15 protein-coding genes are annotated in these 15,736 nt (G+C 60.7%); 10 read left to right on the top strand and 5 right to left on the bottom strand.

Annotation, left to right across the window (positions count from 1 at the left end; all coding sequences use genetic code 11):
- Positions 1 to 95: 95 nt before the first annotated feature.
- The 6 genes from HKK53_RS21080 (at position 96) to HKK53_RS21105 (ending at position 7,755) form a co-directional block, all read left to right on the top strand.
- Complete coding sequence (locus tag HKK53_RS21080) at positions 96 to 2,129, top strand: ABC transporter permease subunit (RefSeq protein WP_178117494.1); 2,034 nt, start codon at positions 96 to 98, stop codon at positions 2,127 to 2,129.
- A 15-nt stretch (positions 2,130 to 2,144) separates the two neighbouring features.
- Positions 2,145 to 3,815, top strand: coding sequence for a phosphate ABC transporter permease PstA (pstA, locus tag HKK53_RS21085; protein WP_169372431.1), 1,671 nt, complete (start codon positions 2,145 to 2,147; stop codon positions 3,813 to 3,815).
- 84 nt (positions 3,816 to 3,899) lie between these two features.
- Positions 3,900 to 4,733 (top strand): phosphate ABC transporter ATP-binding protein PstB, encoded by an 834-nt coding sequence (gene pstB, locus HKK53_RS21090; RefSeq protein WP_133835332.1) that lies wholly within the window; start codon positions 3,900 to 3,902, stop codon positions 4,731 to 4,733.
- Between the two features lie 69 nt (positions 4,734 to 4,802).
- Positions 4,803 to 5,564: a phosphate signaling complex protein PhoU gene (gene phoU, locus HKK53_RS21095; RefSeq protein ID WP_008150055.1), complete on the top strand. Its 762-nt coding sequence runs from the start codon at positions 4,803 to 4,805 to the stop codon at positions 5,562 to 5,564.
- 167 nt (positions 5,565 to 5,731) lie between these two features.
- Positions 5,732 to 6,688, top strand: coding sequence for a response regulator (locus HKK53_RS21100; RefSeq protein WP_169372432.1), 957 nt, complete (start codon positions 5,732 to 5,734; stop codon positions 6,686 to 6,688).
- A gap of 170 nt (positions 6,689 to 6,858) precedes the next feature.
- On the top strand, positions 6,859 to 7,755 hold the full coding sequence (locus HKK53_RS21105; RefSeq protein ID WP_169372433.1) for a peptidoglycan DD-metalloendopeptidase family protein: 897 nt from the start codon (positions 6,859 to 6,861) through the stop codon (positions 7,753 to 7,755).
- Positions 7,756 to 7,934: 179 nt separating this feature from the next.
- Here the strand turns inward: HKK53_RS21105 and HKK53_RS21110 are convergent, their stop codons facing one another.
- The 3 genes from HKK53_RS21110 to phoB form a co-directional block, all read right to left on the bottom strand.
- On the bottom strand, positions 7,935 to 9,275 hold the full coding sequence (locus HKK53_RS21110) for a hemolysin family protein (protein WP_169372434.1): 1,341 nt from the start codon (positions 9,273 to 9,275) through the stop codon (positions 7,935 to 7,937).
- A 123-nt stretch (positions 9,276 to 9,398) separates the two neighbouring features.
- Positions 9,399 to 10,685 (bottom strand): phosphate regulon sensor histidine kinase PhoR, encoded by a 1,287-nt coding sequence (phoR, locus tag HKK53_RS21115; protein WP_237150805.1) that lies wholly within the window; start codon positions 10,683 to 10,685, stop codon positions 9,399 to 9,401.
- A 74-nt stretch (positions 10,686 to 10,759) separates the two neighbouring features.
- Complete coding sequence (gene phoB / locus HKK53_RS21120) at positions 10,760 to 11,449, bottom strand: phosphate regulon transcriptional regulator PhoB (RefSeq protein WP_008150066.1); 690 nt, start codon at positions 11,447 to 11,449, stop codon at positions 10,760 to 10,762.
- A 152-nt stretch (positions 11,450 to 11,601) separates the two neighbouring features.
- Between phoB and HKK53_RS21125 the strand changes: the two genes are divergently transcribed.
- Entirely contained in the window at positions 11,602 to 11,988 is a 387-nt protein-coding gene (locus HKK53_RS21125) for a COG4315 family predicted lipoprotein (protein WP_169372436.1), read from the top strand.
- Between the two features lie 159 nt (positions 11,989 to 12,147).
- Here the strand turns inward: HKK53_RS21125 and ubiA are convergent, their stop codons facing one another.
- Positions 12,148 to 13,038 carry a 4-hydroxybenzoate octaprenyltransferase gene (ubiA, locus tag HKK53_RS21130; protein ID WP_169372437.1) on the bottom strand — a complete coding sequence of 297 codons (891 nt, stop codon included), beginning with the start codon at positions 13,036 to 13,038 and terminating at the stop codon, positions 12,148 to 12,150.
- Complete coding sequence (locus HKK53_RS21135; RefSeq protein WP_169372438.1) at positions 13,038 to 13,589, bottom strand: chorismate--pyruvate lyase family protein; 552 nt, start codon at positions 13,587 to 13,589, stop codon at positions 13,038 to 13,040. Before HKK53_RS21135 ends, ubiA begins: the two co-directional genes overlap by 1 nt.
- Before the next feature lie 200 nt (positions 13,590 to 13,789).
- Between HKK53_RS21135 and HKK53_RS21140 the strand changes: the two genes are divergently transcribed.
- The 3 genes from HKK53_RS21140 (at position 13,790) to HKK53_RS21150 (ending at position 15,595) form a co-directional block, all read left to right on the top strand.
- Positions 13,790 to 13,957, top strand: a complete 168-nt coding sequence (locus HKK53_RS21140; protein ID WP_007954349.1) for a rubredoxin — start codon at positions 13,790 to 13,792, stop codon at positions 13,955 to 13,957.
- A 21-nt stretch (positions 13,958 to 13,978) separates the two neighbouring features.
- Positions 13,979 to 15,127 carry an NAD(P)/FAD-dependent oxidoreductase gene (locus tag HKK53_RS21145; RefSeq protein ID WP_169372439.1) on the top strand — a complete coding sequence of 383 codons (1,149 nt, stop codon included), beginning with the start codon at positions 13,979 to 13,981 and terminating at the stop codon, positions 15,125 to 15,127.
- Between the two features lie 192 nt (positions 15,128 to 15,319).
- The gene (locus tag HKK53_RS21150; protein ID WP_003213368.1) at positions 15,320 to 15,595 is read left to right on the top strand and encodes an HU family DNA-binding protein; all 276 of its coding nucleotides are present in this window, start codon (positions 15,320 to 15,322) and stop codon (positions 15,593 to 15,595) included.
- Positions 15,596 to 15,736: the final 141 nt, after the last annotated feature.

Here is a 15,736-nt window from a genome sequence, read left to right on the forward strand (position 1 = left end):
CGATCACGCTGATCTTCTTCTTCCTCGCCTACGTCGTCGCTCCGCTGTTCCAGGGTGCCAGCCTCAAGGCTCAGGACGCCATCACGCCGGCCTGGATGCAAGACGCCGGCAAGCCCCTGATGATCTCCCTGGAAGAACAGAATCAGGTCGCGATGCGGGTTTCCGACAAGGGCCAGGCGCTGTTCTTTGACATCGACAGTGGCGCCGAACTGCGGCGCGTCGATCTGCCGATCCCGGCCGGCACCACCGTGACCTCCATCGGCGAAGACCAGCCAGGTCATCCGCTGGTAGCGGTGGGTCTGTCCAACGGCCAGGCGCTGGTGTTCCGTCACACTTACAAAGTCAGCTACCCGGACAACAAGAAAACCATCTCGCCGGCCATCGATTTCCCGTACGGCGAAACCCCGATTGCGCTGAACGAGGCGGGCGGAGCCCTGGAACATGTCAGCCTCAACGCCACCGACACCACGCTAATGCTGGTCGGCTCCACCGGTTCGCAACTCAATGTGCTGTCGCTGACCAGCGAAGAAAACATGATGACCGGCGAAGTCACCAACGAGCAAAAGCGCATCGATCTGCCGCAGATGACCGAGCCGGTGAAGAACATCTTCGTCGACCCGCGCCAGCAGTGGCTGTATGTGATCAACGGTCGCGCCCAGGCCGATGTGTTCAGCCTGCGCGACAAGAGCCTAAATGGTCGCTACAAATTGCTCGAAAACGGTGACGCCGAAATCACTGCCAGCACCCAACTGGTGGGCGGTATCTCGCTGATCATGGGCGACTCCAAGGGTGGCCTGGCCCAGTGGTTCATGGCCCGCGACCCGGATGGTGAACTGCGCCTGAAGCAGATCCGCAACTTCCAGATGGGCACCACACCGATCGTTGAAATCACTGCTGAAGAACGTCGCAAAGGCTTCATCGCCCTCGACGCTTCCGGCAAGCTCGGCGTGTTTCACAGCACCGCGCACCGCACCTTGCTGGTGGATCAGGTGGTCGACGGCCAGGGTGTATTCGGTCTGTCGCCACGGGCCAACCGTGTGATCGTTGAAGCGGGCGGCAAGATTCAACCGCTGCTGCTCGACAACCCGCACCCGGAAGTGTCGTGGAGCGCGCTGTGGAGCAAGGTCTGGTACGAGAACTACGACGAGCCTAAATACGTCTGGCAATCGACCGCCGCCAACACCGACTTCGAACCCAAGCTGAGCCTGTCGCCACTGACCTTCGGTACCCTGAAAGCCGCGTTCTACGCCATGCTGCTGGCCGCACCACTGGCCGTCGCGGCCGCGATCTACACCGCCTACTTCATGGCGCCGAGCCTGCGCCGCAAGGTCAAACCGGTGATCGAGTTGATGGAGGCGATGCCGACGGTGATCCTCGGTTTCTTCGCCGGCCTGTTCCTCGCGCCTTATGTCGAAGGACATTTGCCGGGCATCTTCAGCCTGTTGATGTTGCTGCCAATCGGCATCCTGGTGGCCGGTTTCGTGTTCAGCCGCCTGCCTGAATCGATCCGCCTGAAAGTGCCGGACGGCTGGGAAGGCGCGATCCTGATCCCGGTGATCCTGTTCGTCGGTTGGCTCTCGCTGTACATGAGCCCATACATGGAAAACTGGTTCTTCGACGGCGACATGCGCATGTGGATCCAGCACGACGTAGGCATCACCTACGACCAGCGCAACGCTCTGGTGGTCGGTCTGGCCATGGGCTTCGCGGTGATCCCGAACATCTACTCCATCGCCGAAGACGCCGTGTTCAGTGTGCCTCGCGGCCTGACCCTCGGTTCCCTGGCCCTCGGCGCCACGCCGTGGCAGACCATGACCCGCGTGGTGATCCTCACCGCCAGCCCGGGCATTTTCTCGGCGTTGATGATCGGCATGGGCCGTGCGGTCGGTGAAACCATGATCGTGTTGATGGCCACCGGTAACACACCGGTCATGGAAATGAACCTGTTCGAAGGCCTGCGCACACTGGCGGCCAACGTCGCGGTGGAAATGCCCGAATCGGAAGTCGGCGGCAGCCACTACCGCGTGCTGTTCCTCTCGGCGCTGGTGCTGCTGTTGTTCACCTTCGTCATGAACACCCTCGCGGAACTGATTCGTCAGCGTCTGCGCAAGAAATACTCGTCGCTTTAAGAAAGGTAGAAGTCTGTGAAACAGAACTCCCTGAAAGGATGGTTCAAGAGCGGCGCCCCCGGCGTCTGGATCAGCGGTGGCGCGGTGTCCATCGCGGTCATCATGACCATTGGCTTGCTGGCGGTGATTGCCGTGCGCGGCCTCGGTCACTTCTGGCCTGCGGACCTGGTCCACGCCAGCTACGACGTACCGGGCCAGGCCAATCACCTGGTGATCGGCGAAGTGGTGCAGAAAGAAGAAGTGCCCCGCGAACGCCTGAAAAGCGCGGGCCTGCCGGTGCCCGATCAGGGCCCGGAGTTCATGACCCGCGAGCTGATCAAGGTCGGCAACCGTGATTTGAACGGCAACGACTTCACCTGGATCGTCGGTGAGTGGCTGACTAACCAGAAGACCCCGCCAGAGTTGATGACCATCGAGCGTCGCGAGTGGGGCAACTTCTACGGTTATCTGGTCAACGTCAAACAGGACGGCAAGGTGATCGCCGAGGGCGAGGCGGCGTGGCCGGAATTGCAGGCTCGTGTCGACCGCGTCAACAAGCTCGCGGCACAGCTCAAGACCCTGGAAAAATCCGATATCGGCGCGATCAACGCCGGTCTGGAACGCATCCGTCTGCACGGTCGCAAGCTGGAACTGGCCGGCAAACTGGACGCTACCGCGCAAGCCGACATGGACGCAGAAAAGGCAGAACTGAACGCCCGTTATCAGGACATCGAAGCGCGCCTCAGCGATCTGCATGCCCAGTTCAACCGTGACAGCCTCACCGCTCGTGACGCCAACGGCAAAGAACTCGAAATCGGCATCGGCAAAGTGGTTCATGCCTACCAGCCGAACGCCATGGGTTATTTCACCAAGGTCGGTTTCTACTTCAGCAAGGTCTGGGAATTCCTCAGCGACGACCCGCGTGAAGCGAACACCGAAGGCGGGATCTTCCCGGCCATTTTCGGCACGGTGATGATGACCCTGATCATGGCGATGATCGTGACCCCGTTCGGCGTGCTGGCGGCGGTGTACCTGCGTGAATACGCCAAGCAGAACGCGTTGACGCGGATTATCCGCATCGCCGTGAACAACCTGGCGGGCGTTCCGGCGATCGTTTACGGCGTGTTTGGCCTGGGCTTCTTCGTCTACGTACTCGGCGGTTCGGTCGACCGGCTGTTCTTCCCCGAAGCACTGCCGGCGCCGACCTTCGGCACGCCGGGCCTGCTCTGGGCTTCGTTGACCCTGGCGTTGCTGGCGGTGCCGGTGGTGATCGTGGCCACTGAAGAAGGCCTGGCGCGGATTCCTCGTACCGTGCGTGAGGGCTCGCTGGCCCTCGGCGCGACCAAGGCTGAAACCTTGTGGAAGATCGTGCTGCCGATGGCCAGCCCGGCGATGATGACCGGCATGATCCTCGCCGTGGCCCGCGCCGCTGGTGAAGTGGCGCCGCTGATGCTGGTGGGTGTGGTGAAACTGGCGCCGTCGCTGCCGGTGGACGGCAACTACCCGTACTTGCACCTGGACCAGAAGATCATGCACCTGGGCTTCCATATTTATGACGTCGGCTTCCAGAGCCCGAACGTAGAAGCCGCCCGACCGCTGGTGTACGCCACGGCGCTGCTGCTGGTGCTGGTGATCGCGACGTTGAACCTGTCGGCCGTCTACATCCGCAACCACCTGCGCGAAAAATACAAAGCGCTGGATAGCTGATAGCTGCCGCAAAAAATTGAATGGGTTGCTGGCCTTAATGCCAGCAGCCCACTGAACCGAATTTGTTAGCACAGGGAGCCTCCCATGCAGCACGAAACACATACCCACGGCATCAACATGTCTGCCCTGGGCCGCGACAAACAGAGCCTGAGCCTTGCGCAGGAAACCGTGGCCATCGAAGTGCCGGGCCTGAGCCTGTTCTACGGCGACAAACAAGCGCTGTACGACGTCAGCATGAACATCCCGAAACAGCGCGTGACCGCCTTCATCGGCCCGTCCGGCTGCGGCAAGTCCACGCTGCTGCGCACCTTCAACCGCATGAACGACCTGGTGGACGGCTGCCGCGTAGAAGGCGCGATCAACCTCTACGGCAACAACATCTACCGCAAAGGCGAAGACGTGGCCGAGCTGCGTCGCCGCGTGGGCATGGTGTTCCAGAAGCCGAACCCGTTCCCGAAAACCATCTATGAAAACGTGGTTTACGGCCTGCGCATCCAAGGCATCAACAAGAAGCGCATCCTCGACGAAGCCGTCGAGTGGGCACTGAAAGGCGCGGCGCTGTGGGACGAAGTCAAAGACCGTCTGCATGAATCGGCACTCGGCCTGTCCGGTGGTCAGCAGCAACGTCTGGTGATCGCCCGCACCATCGCCGTGGAGCCGGAAGTGCTGCTGCTCGACGAACCTTGCTCGGCACTCGACCCGATCTCCACGCTGAAAGTCGAAGAACTGATCTACGAACTGAAATCGAAATTCACCATCGTCATCGTGACCCACAACATGCAACAGGCCGCGCGGGTTTCCGACTACACGGCGTTCATGTACATGGGCAAACTGGTGGAATTCGGCGACACCGACACCCTGTTCACCAATCCGGCGAAGAAGCAGACCGAAGACTACATCACCGGTCGCTACGGCTAGGAAGCTGTGGTTTCACTGAACTGACGCTGCGGTCCACCGCACCTTACCGGACGCTCCAAGGACGCCAACATGATTAGTAAAGAAGGCCTTACCCATCACATCTCCGCGCAGTTCAACGCCGAGCTCGAGGAAGTGCGCAGCCACCTCCTGGCCATGGGCGGGCTGGTGGAAAAGCAGGTCAACGACGCGGTGACCGCGCTGATCGAGGCCGATTCCGGCCTGGCCCAGCAAGTGCGCGAGATCGACGACCAGATCAACCAGATGGAACGCAACATCGACGAAGAATGCCTGCGCATTCTCGCCCGCCGTCAGCCGGCGGCGTCCGACTTGCGTTTGATCATCAGCATCTCCAAATCGGTGATCGACCTGGAGCGCATCGGCGACGAAGCGACCAAGATCGCCCGCCGTGCCATCCAGTTGTGCGAGGAAGGCGAAGCGCCGCGCGGTTATGTCGAGGTGCGCCACATCGGCGACCAGGTGCGCAACATGGTGCGCGATGCGCTGGACGCGTTTGCCCGTTTCGACGCCGACCTGGCATTGTCGGTGGCGCAGTACGACAAGATCATCGACCGCGAATACAAGACCGCCCTGCGTGAGCTGGCCACCTACATGATGGAAGACCCGCGCTCTATCTCGCGGGTCTTGAGCATCATTTGGGTGCTGCGTTCCCTGGAGCGCATCGGCGATCACGCGCGCAACATCTCCGAACTGGTGATTTACCTGGTGCGCGGCACCGATGTGCGGCACCTTGGCCTCAAGCGCATGAAGGAAGAAGTTGAAGGCACAAGTGGCGAAACCGCTAATGTTCCGGGCAAAGCTGACGATAAGTAAGATTGCCTGAGAAAAGCGCCCGGCCTTTTGGCCGGGCGTTTTTGTTTGTGGTTTTTGAATGTGAAAGCAGCACCCGCGAACGAAAAGTCCCGGCGTGACTGAAGAATTAAGGCAATGTGCCATCAGCCAAGCGGTATGCTTGCCGGGATTTTTTTAAGGGGTTGTGGATGAGTAAGGTCAGTGTGTTGGTCGTGGACGATGCGTCGTTCATTCGTGACCTGGTGAAGAAGTGCCTGCGCAACTACTTCCCGGGTATCCGGATCGAAGACGCGGTCAACGGCAAGAAGGCTCAGGCGATTCTGGCGCGCGAAGCGTTCGACCTGGTTCTGTGTGACTGGGAAATGCCGGAAATGTCCGGCCTCGAACTGCTGACCTGGTGCCGCGAGCAGGACAACCTCAAGACCATGCCGTTCGTGATGGTGACCAGCCGTGGCGACAAAGAGAACGTGGTCCAGGCGATTCAGGCCGGCGTTTCCGGTTACGTCAGCAAGCCGTTCACCAACGAGCAACTGCTGACCAAGGTCAAGCAGGCGTTGAACAAGGTCGGCAAGCTCGACACCTTGATGAACAGCGCCCCGACCAAAATGAACTCGGCATTCGGCAACGATTCCCTGAGCGCACTGACCGGTGGCAAGGCTGCCGTGGTCGCGCCAGCGGCCGCCCCTGTCAACCCGTTCGCCAAGCCTGTCGCTGTTGCCGCGCCAGCGCCGGCCGCTGCGCCGTCCCGTGGTTTGCTCAACAGCCCGCCGGTCAAGGCGCCTGGCGCTGCTTCGGCGGCACCGACCGGTGGTCGTGGTCAGGGCCAATTGCGCCTGTCGAGTGGCACCCAGCAATGCGTGATCAAGGCCTTGAGCCTCAAGGAAGCGCTGTTGGTGGTCAAACGCACCGACATCCTGCCGCAAGTGCTCGAAAGCGCCGTGCTCGACCTGGAGCAGGGCGACAACGCTGAAACCGCGCGCCTCAACGGCTACCTGCACGCCATCGTCGCCCACGAGCAAAAGCCCGACAGCGAATGGCTGCAACTGACCTTCCGGTTTGTGGACAAGGATGCGCAGAAGCTCGACTACATCTCCCGCCTGATCGCCCGTGGTACGGCGCAGAAGCATTTCGTACCGGGCGCGTAATCTTCGTCGCCTGACGGTCCGACTTGCCCGCGAAGGGGCCATCAAATTCACCGCACATCTGATCGTTCCCACGCGGAGCGTGGGGACGATCATTTGAAACATCTGCCGACTACGCGGGTCCATCTCAGCTGCTAGGCTCCTCCCAGGCCTTACTCGACAGACTCTTGCCCATGCTCGCGCGCCTGCTGTTTTTCTGTGGTCTTTTCATGGCCTCCACCTCGGCTGTGGCCATGACCATTTACAAGTCCACCGACGCCAATGGCGTGGTCTCCTACAGCGACCGCCCCACGAAAGGCTCCCAGGTGTTCGTTTTTCGGGACCGGATGGTCGAGCACCTGGAGCGGCAGGTATACCTCGACATCAAGAAGCAGAAAGGCGTGGACGTGGTGTTTGTGCGCAACGACCTGTATGCGCCGGTGGAGGTGGAGCTGAGCTTTGCCGGGTTGAGCAATGTGAAGGGTGCGCCGAGCCAGCCGATTCGCCGGGTCTTGCCGGCGCGCAGCAACTCGCGCCTGGCGCTGCTCAAGGCGATTACCAGTGGCAAGCCGCTGGTGTATACCCCGAGCTTCCAATACTCCATGGGCGACCCTTCAGGCGCCGCTCAGAGCTATCGTTATCCCTTTCCGTGGCGCGGTGGTCCGTTTCGCTTGAGTCAGGGCGCCAACGGCCAATACAGTCACTTCGGCGCGAAGAACCGTTTTGCCATGGACATCGCCATGCCCGAAGGCACGCCGATCATCGCGGCGCGGGCGGGGATGGTGGTGAAAACCGAGAATGGCCAGAGCGGCCGCGGCAATGATCCGTCCGGCAATTTCGTGCGGGTGTTGCACGATGACGGGACCATGGGCGTCTACCTGCACCTCAAGCAAGGTTCGGTGAGCGTGCGCGAAGGCCTGCGGGTGGCGGTCGGCAGTGCGCTGGCGCTGTCGGGCAACACCGGCAACAGCAGCGGGCCGCACCTGCACTTCGTGGTGCAGCGCAATACCGGGTTGGGCTTGGTGTCGATTCCGTACCAGTTCAATCAACCGGTGGGGGCGTTGCCCAATTTTGCGTTGGGCAAACAGTAGCTAAGTCGACAGGGATTCATTGTGGCGAGGGAGCTTGCTCCCGCTCGGCTGCGCAGCAGTCGTAAACCGGCGAAAGCGGTGTGCCTGAATGAATGCGATTGCAGGGTTTGGGGCCGCTTCGCAGCCCAGCGGGAGCAAGCTCCCTCGCCACAAGAGCCCGTTCACCACCGGTATTGCAGTCAATCGAGCATCAACACCTTGGCCAAAATAATCTTCGGCCCTTTCATCTTCTTGATGATGATCCGCAAACCTTCGACTTCCAGCACTTCTTCCTCTTCCGGCACCCGTTTCAGGGTTTCGTAGACCAGCCCGGCGAGGGTTTCGGCCTCGATGTGGTCCAGGTCGATGCCCAGCAGGCGTTCGACCTTGAACAGCGGCGTATCGCCCCGCACCAACAACTTGCCCGGCTGATACGCGAGGATCCCGCGCTCGGCCTTGCGGTGTTCGTCCTGGATATCGCCGACCAGCACTTCCAGCACGTCTTCCATGGTCAGGTAGCCGATGATGTTGCCGTCGGCTTCTTCGACCACGGCGAAGTGCGAGCCGCCCTTGCGGAACTGTTCCAGCAGTTGCGACAGCGGCATGTGCCGCGAAATGCGTTCCAGCGGACGGGTCAGCTCGGCCAGGTTGAACGACTCGGGAATGTGGTCCAGGGCTGCCAGTTCCAGCAACAGATCCTTGATGTGCAGCAGGCCGACGAACTCCTGGCGCTCACTGTCGTACACCGGATAACGGCTGAATTTATGGCGACGGAACAGCGCGAGGATTTGCTTGAGGGGCGCGTTGAACTCCAGCGTCACCAGGTCTTCCCGGGAGTTGGCCCAGTCCACCACTTCCAGCTCGCCCATTTCCACTGCCGAGGCCAACACACGCATGCCTTGGTCGCTCGGGTCCTGGCCACGGCTGGAGTGCAGGATCAGTTTCAGTTCTTCACGGCTGTAATGGTGTTCGTGATGGGGGCCGGGTTCGCCTTGGCCGGCAATCCGCAGGATCGCGTTGGCACTGGCGTTGAGCAGGTAGATGGCCGGGTACATCGCCCAGTAGAACAGGTACAGCGGCACGGCAGTCCAGAGCGACAGCAGTTCGGGTTTGCGGATCGCCCACGACTTGGGCGCCAGTTCACCGACCACGATGTGCAGGTACGAGATGACGAAGAACGCAGCGAAGAACGACACGCCTTTGATCACTTCGGCCGACTGCACGCCGACGGCTTCCAGCAATGGCTCAAGGATGTGCGCGAACGCCGGCTCACCGACCCAGCCCAGGCCCAGCGAGGCGAGGGTGATACCTAACTGACACGCCGAGAGGTACGCATCGAGCTGACTGTGCACGGTGCGCAGGATGTGTCCGCGCCAGCCGTTTTTATCAGCGATGGCCTCGACCCGGGTCGAGCGCAGTTTGACCATGGCAAATTCGGCCGCAACGAAAAATCCGTTGAGCAAAACCAGGATCAGAGCAAAAAGAATCATGCCGAAATCGGCGAAGAGTGTCGCGAGGGTCAAGCCAGGGGATGGGTCCATGATGGAGTTTTGCGGTTTCCGTGTATTCAAAAAAGGGGGAAATGCGGTGCCTGAAGGGCAGGCACAAGTCAGCCAATGTAGCGGCTGACTCGGCGATTGCCTAGGGGCGAGTGCCGGCCGGTATCAGTCGGTGGCGTTGATAACCTGGGATTTGGTCACCTGGGCCGGCGCGAAATGGCAGGTAAAGGTGCTGCCATGTCCCGGGACGCTGCTGATTTCCATCCGCGCTCGGTGGCGCAACAACACGTGTTTGACGATCGCCAGCCCCAGTCCGGTGCCGCCCGTGTTGGAGTTGCGGCTGGAATCGACGCGGTAGAAGCGCTCGGTCAGGCGCGGCAAGTGTTTGCTGTCGATGCCGATCCCGGAATCCTGCACGCTCAAATGCGCACCCTGGTCGTCACCCCACCAGCGAATGCGGATATTGCCTTCGGCCGGGGTGTATTTCACCGCGTTGAACACCAGGTTGGAGAACGCGCTGCGCAATTCCGCTTCGCTGCCCTTGAGCAGAATCGTCGGATCGGCGTCCAGGGTGATCTTCTGATTGCGTTGCCCCGACAGCTGCTGCGCATCGCTTTTGATCGATTTCAGCAGGCCGTCGATGGACACCGGTTGGTTATCCGACGGGTAATCGGTGGCTTCCAGCTTGGCCAGCAGCAGCAAGTCGTTAAGCAAGGTCTGCATCCGCCCGCCTTGCTGTTGCATCTGCTGCAAGGCGCGGGTCCAGCGCGGGTTCACTTCCTCGACGTTGTCGAGCAAGGTTTCCAGGTAGCCGCAGATCACCGTCAGCGGCGTGCGCAGTTCGTGGGAGACGTTGGCGATGAAGTCTTTGCGCATCTGCTCCAACTGGTGGATGCGCGTGACGTCGCGCACCAGCATCAAATGCTCGTTGTTGCCGTAGCGGGTGATGTACAGCTGAATGCGCAAGCGATCATTGATCGGCGAGGGGATTTCCAGCGGTTCGGCGTAGCTGTCCTGCTCGAAGTATTCCTTGAAGCGCGGATGACGCACCAGGTTGGTCACCGGTTGGCCGCTGTCTTGCGGGGTCTTGAGGCCGAGCAGGGTTTCGGCGGCACGGTTCCACCATTCCAGGTTGCCGTCGCTGTCGAGCATGATTACTGCGTCTTTGAGCGCGGCGGTGGACTCCTGGACCCGGTCGATCACCGCTTGCAGGCGCCCGCGTACCCGTTGGTCGCGGCGTTGCAGGTGATAGATGCTGTCGAACACTTCGCCCCACAGGCCGTAGCCATCTGGCGGCGCTTCATCGGGTTTGTGCAGGCGCAGCCATTCGTGCAGGCGCAACAGCTGCTTGAGGGTCCAGGCCAGGTAAAGACCCAGGCCAGCGGCGAGGCTCCAGCCGTAGTAGCCGGAAATCAGGCCGATCACCAGGCAGGCGGTGACCAGCAACAGCATGTGGCGAATCAGGGTGCCATGCCAGTTTTGGTTCACGGAAACTTGCGTCCTTGTCAGCGAGCCGGGCAGTCAGCTCAGGCCTTGGTGGAAAACCGGTAGCCGGTGCCGCGCACGGTTTGTACCAGATTTTCGTAGGCATCGCCGAGGGCTTTGCGCAGGCGCCGGATGTGCACGTCGACGGTGCGTTCTTCGACATAAACATTGCCGCCCCAGACCTGATCCAGCAACTGGCCACGGGTGTAGGCGCGTTCCTGGTGGGTCATGAAGAATTGCAGCAGACGGTATTCGGTCGGGCCCATCTCGGCGGGTTTGCCGTCGATGGTCACGCGGTGGCTGATCGGGTCCAGCAGCAAGCCGCCGACTTCGATCGGGGTTTCGCCATCGGTCGGGCCAGCGCGGCGCAGCACGGCTTTGAGCCGCGCCACCAGCTCGCGGGGCGAGAACGGTTTGGTGATGTAGTCGTCGGCGCCGACTTCCAGGCCCTGGATCTTGTTGTCCTCTTCGCCCTTGGCGGTGAGCATGATGATCGGGATATCCCCGGTCAGCTCATCGCGCTTGAGGCGCCGGGCCAACTCGATGCCGGACGTGCCGGGCAGCATCCAGTCCAGCAAAATCAGGTCCGGCTTGCGGTCAACGATGATGGCATGGGCCTGCTGGGAGTTCTCAGCCTCCAGGCAGTCATAGCCGGCCATTTCCAACGCAACGGCGATCATTTCGCGAATGGGCGCTTCGTCGTCGACGATCAGAATGCTCCTGCCAACCATGCCTTTATTCCTCTTGTCATTTAACTGTCTTGCGCCGCATTAGATAACGGAATTATTGCAGTCGTGTGACAGTATTTTAGTCGACCGGCGATTGTCATGATCCTGGGCTAAGCTCTAATTCCGAATCCTGACAACCACAAGAGAAGGTTTCCATGACTCAATATTCGTTCTCCCTTAAGGCACTGATGTTGGCCGCTGCTCTGGCTTTGCCGACAATGGCCTTCGCTGCCGACCCGGCCATGATGAAGGGTGGCATGATGGTGGATCACAAGGGAATGACCGTTTACACGTTCGACAAGGACAGTGGCGGCAAGTCCATGTGTAACGATGATTGCGCCAAGAACTGGCCGCCGATGATGGCGCCGGCGGGTGCCAAGGCCGAAGGCAAATGGACTGTTATCAAGCGTGATGACGGCAAGATGCAATATGCCTACGACGGCAAGCCGCTCTACACGTTTGTGAAGGACGAAAAACCTGGGGAAATGAAGGGTGACGGCATGAAGGATGTCTGGCACGTCGTTCACGAATCGCAGAAGTAAGCGACCCAAACCTGTAGCAGCTGGCGAAGCCTGCGTCCGGCTGCGCAGCAGTCGTAAAATCTACTCATGCGGTGTTTCAGGTAAACCGCGTGAGCAGCATTTACGACTGCTTCGCAGCCGGACGCAGCCTTTGGCAGCTGCTACATAAATATGTGGAAATCAACGCAACGCGTAATCCAGCACAATCCCCACGAAAATCGCCAACCCGGCCCAGTGGTTGTGCAAGAACGCCTTGAAGCAGCGCATCCGGTCCTTGCCGCGGGTGTACCAGAACTCCCAGGCAAAACACCCGGCCGCCGCCAGCAACCCGAGGTGGAACCAGCCACCGAGCTGGAATTTCGACCCGGCCAGCAACAGGCAGCCCAGCGCCAACCCCTGCAAGGTCAGAATGATCACCCGGTCCGCATCACCAAACAGAATCGCCGTGGATTTCACGCCGATCTTCAAGTCGTCGTCGCGGTCGGTCATCGCGTAATAAGTGTCGTAGCCTACCGTCCACAGCAGATTGGCAATCCACAACAACCAGGCTTCGGCCGGCAGCGAACCGGTCTCGGCCGTGAACGCCATTGGCATACCCCAGGAAAACGCCGCGCCCAGCACCACTTGCGGGTAGTAGGTGTAGCGCTTCATGAACGGATAACTGAAGGCCAGGGCCAGGCCGCCCAACGATAGCCAGACGGTCGCGGCGTTGGTGCACAGCACCAGCAGAAAGGCCACGCCCATCAGCACGGCAAAAAACACCAAGGCTTCTTTGGAGCTGATCCTGCCGCTCACCAATGGCCGCTGTTCGGTGCGTTTCACGTGACCGTCGACCTTGCGGTCCGCCCAGTCATTGATCACGCAACCGCCGGCGCGGGTCAGCACCACGCCAAGGACGAAAATCACGATGTTGACCAATGACGGCGAGCCTTTGCCGGCAATCCACAATGCCCAAAGGGTCGGCCACAGCAGCAGGTAAATACCGATCGGCTTGTCCATGCGGGTCAGCTGAATGAAATCCCAGGCCCGGGGATTCAAGCGATTCAGGGACTTGAGCAGGCTGGTGTACATCAGCAATTCTCCGGATGGGCGCGAGCGGCGAGCCACAAGGTCGGCAGGAAAATCTCGGCCACCAGCACACTCAGGGCGCCACGGTCGAAACGCGAGCGGCGGCCCCACAGCTCGGGCGCCCGGGACTCGAGCGGCAGCCAAGCTTGAGGATAGTGGCAAACCTCGATGGCCTGGCGCTGGAACGCTCGATCGCAAAACAGCAGTTCGCCCAGCGAGCGGCTACCCAATTCATCCATGTGCAGCCCATCGCCCTGCAAGGCGCTACGTGCAGCGACACTGCGGGCGAACACCCAGGCTTGGCCATCGCCGCGCAAATACACCTCGCGTACCCAGCCTTCGCTGCCTTCCTCCAGGCTTAGCGCCGCGCATTCGTCGGCGCGCAACGCTTGCCAGCCTTCGAACAACGGCGTGACGCTGAAGCGGTCATTGGACAACCGAATCAGGCGTCGGGTCAGGGAGCCTTCGTCGAACAGCCAGTCGAGGGTAGAGGCGTCGGGGAGGGGTGCGAGTCGGCTTTGGGGTAGCCAGAACGGGGGTTTTGAGTGCGGCACAGTGAGTCATTATTGGCAGCAAATGAGGCGGCGAGCTTACCATGTCAGCCGGCGATTTTGATTGAGCCGACCCGACCTTGCATCGAACAGGCTTGCATCTGCCGGGTTCGATCAGTACAAAACGCCCTGAGCCGGACGGCAGCGCTTTACCCATCGACCGTTCGCGCCGGCAAAAGCCTGAATCCCGAGGAAGTAACTGAATGAAAAAGTGGCAATGTGTGGTCTGTGGCCTGATCTATAACGAAGCCGACGGCTGGCCGGATGACGGCATTGCGCCGGGCACCCTGTGGCAGGACGTGCCGGAAGATTGGCTGTGCCCGGACTGCGGCGTAGGCAAGATGGATTTCGAAATGATCGAAATCAACTAAGACAAAAAAGAGGAGTAAGGAATGAACGCACCTGTCGTGATCGTCGGTACCGGCCTGGCTGGCTACAACCTGGCCCGGGAGTTTCGCAAACTCGATGGCGAAACCCCGCTGCTGCTGATTACCGCGGATGACGGGCGTTCCTACTCCAAGCCGATGCTCTCCACCGGCTTCGGCAAAAACAAGGATGCCGACGGCCTGAGCATGGCCGAGCCGGGCGCCATGGCCGAGCAGTTGAAAGCTGAAGTGCGCACCCACACCCGCATCAGCGGCATCGACCCGGGCCACAAACGCCTGTGGATCGGCGAGGAAGCGGTGATCTACCGTGACCTGATCCTGGCTTGGGGCGCGGAAACCGTGCGGGTGCCGATCGAAGGCGATGGTGCTGACGCGGTGTTCCCGATCAATGACCTGGAAGACTACGCACGCTTTCGCGCCGCTGCGGCCGGCAAGCGTCGGGTATTACTGCTGGGCGCCGGCCTGATCGGCTGCGAATTCGCCAACGACCTGATTCTCGGCGGTTACGAAGTGCAACTGGTCGCACCATGCGAACAGGTTATGCCGACATTGCTGCACCCAGCGGCGGCGGCAGCGGTCCAGGCCGGGCTGGAAAGCCTCGGTGCGCGCTTCCACCTCGGGCCAGTACTCAACCGGTTGCAGCGGGTTGCGGACGGACTGGAAGCGCATCTGTCAGACGGACAAGTCATCCCGTGCGACGTGGTGGTCTCGGCCATTGGCCTGCGTCCGCGCATCGACCAGGCCGCCGCCGCGGGCGTGCAGGTCAATCGCGGTGTAGTGGTCGACCGTCACCTGAAGACGTCCCACGCCAATATCTACGCCCTGGGCGATTGCGCCGAGGTCGATGGGCTGAATCTGTTGTACGTGATGCCCCTGATGAGCTGTGCGAGAGCGCTGGCGCAAACATTGGCGGGAAACCCTACCGCCGTGAGTTATGGCCCGATGCCGATCACCGTGAAAACCCCGGTCTGCCCGCTGGTGGTTTCGCCGCCTCCACGGGGTGCCGAGGGCGTCTGGACGGTCGAAGGGCAGGGCGCCGACATCAAGGTCCTGTGCCGCGATGACTCGGGCAAATTGCTCGGTTATGCCCTGACAGGCGCGGCGGTGATGGAAAAACTCGCACTGAACAAAGAGCTTCCGGCCCTGCTGGCGTAAATACCGGTCGTTCTGTCGGAATCACCCCGCTTTTGCCCCTACAAAGGTCTCGCCGAGACTGGCGCGGCTCTTCCGTGCGTGCCATCCTCACTCCCGTCTGCCGCAGAGTAGAGCACCTGCGGCGCCTTGGGCGCTGTTCCAACGAGAACAGCACGGACATAACAACAAAAAACCGTCAAAGGGGCTTCACTAATGCGTAAACCAGAACTCGCCGCTGCAATCGCTGAAAAAGCAGACCTCACCAAAGAGCAGGCCAACCGCGTACTCAACGCCGTTCTCGAAGAAATCACTGGCGCTCTGCACCGCAAGGACAGCGTCACGCTGGTGGGCTTCGGTACCTTCCTGCAACGCCACCGCGGTGCCCGCACCGGCAAAAACCCGCAAACCGGTGAGCCTGTGAAAATCAAGGCCAGCAACACTGTTGCGTTCAAGCCAGGCAAGTCGTTGAAAGACAGCGTTAATCCATAATTGCGGCGAACTCCCTGAATAATGGGGAGAACCGTATTGAAAAATGGGCCTGCCGATTAAATCGCAGGCCCATTTTTTATGGGCGTCTTCTTCTATTTATATGCCGGAGTGTTGTGGACTGATTAATACACTTTGGAAATT

The organism is Pseudomonas sp. ADAK7, from assembly GCF_012935675.1.
In the GTDB taxonomy this organism is placed as follows: Bacteria; Pseudomonadota; Gammaproteobacteria; order Pseudomonadales; family Pseudomonadaceae; genus Aquipseudomonas.

What these genes read in the sequence shown, in the direction of transcription:
- HKK53_RS21080 (WP_178117494.1), top strand. Translation starts at nt 96, where the DNA reads ATGCAAGACGCCGGCAAGCCCCTGATGATCTCCCTGGAAGAACAGAAT.
- pstB (WP_133835332.1), top strand. Translation starts at nt 3,900, where the DNA reads ATGCAGCACGAAACACATACCCACGGCATCAACATGTCTGCCCTGGGC.
- phoU (WP_008150055.1), top strand. Translation starts at nt 4,803, where the DNA reads ATGATTAGTAAAGAAGGCCTTACCCATCACATCTCCGCGCAGTTCAAC.
- HKK53_RS21100 (WP_169372432.1), top strand. Translation starts at nt 5,732, where the DNA reads ATGAGTAAGGTCAGTGTGTTGGTCGTGGACGATGCGTCGTTCATTCGT.
- HKK53_RS21105 (WP_169372433.1), top strand. Translation starts at nt 6,859, where the DNA reads ATGCTCGCGCGCCTGCTGTTTTTCTGTGGTCTTTTCATGGCCTCCACC.
- HKK53_RS21110 (WP_169372434.1), bottom strand. Translation starts at nt 9,275, where the DNA reads ATGGACCCATCCCCTGGCTTGACCCTCGCGACACTCTTCGCCGATTTC.
- phoR (WP_237150805.1), bottom strand. Translation starts at nt 10,685, where the DNA reads ATGCTGTTGCTGGTCACCGCCTGCCTGGTGATCGGCCTGATTTCCGGC.
- phoB (WP_008150066.1), bottom strand. Translation starts at nt 11,449, where the DNA reads ATGGTTGGCAGGAGCATTCTGATCGTCGACGACGAAGCGCCCATTCGC.
- HKK53_RS21125 (WP_169372436.1), top strand. Translation starts at nt 11,602, where the DNA reads ATGACTCAATATTCGTTCTCCCTTAAGGCACTGATGTTGGCCGCTGCT.
- ubiA (WP_169372437.1), bottom strand. Translation starts at nt 13,038, where the DNA reads ATGTACACCAGCCTGCTCAAGTCCCTGAATCGCTTGAATCCCCGGGCC.
- HKK53_RS21140 (WP_007954349.1), top strand. Translation starts at nt 13,790, where the DNA reads ATGAAAAAGTGGCAATGTGTGGTCTGTGGCCTGATCTATAACGAAGCC.
- HKK53_RS21145 (WP_169372439.1), top strand. Translation starts at nt 13,979, where the DNA reads ATGAACGCACCTGTCGTGATCGTCGGTACCGGCCTGGCTGGCTACAAC.
- HKK53_RS21150 (WP_003213368.1), top strand. Translation starts at nt 15,320, where the DNA reads ATGCGTAAACCAGAACTCGCCGCTGCAATCGCTGAAAAAGCAGACCTC.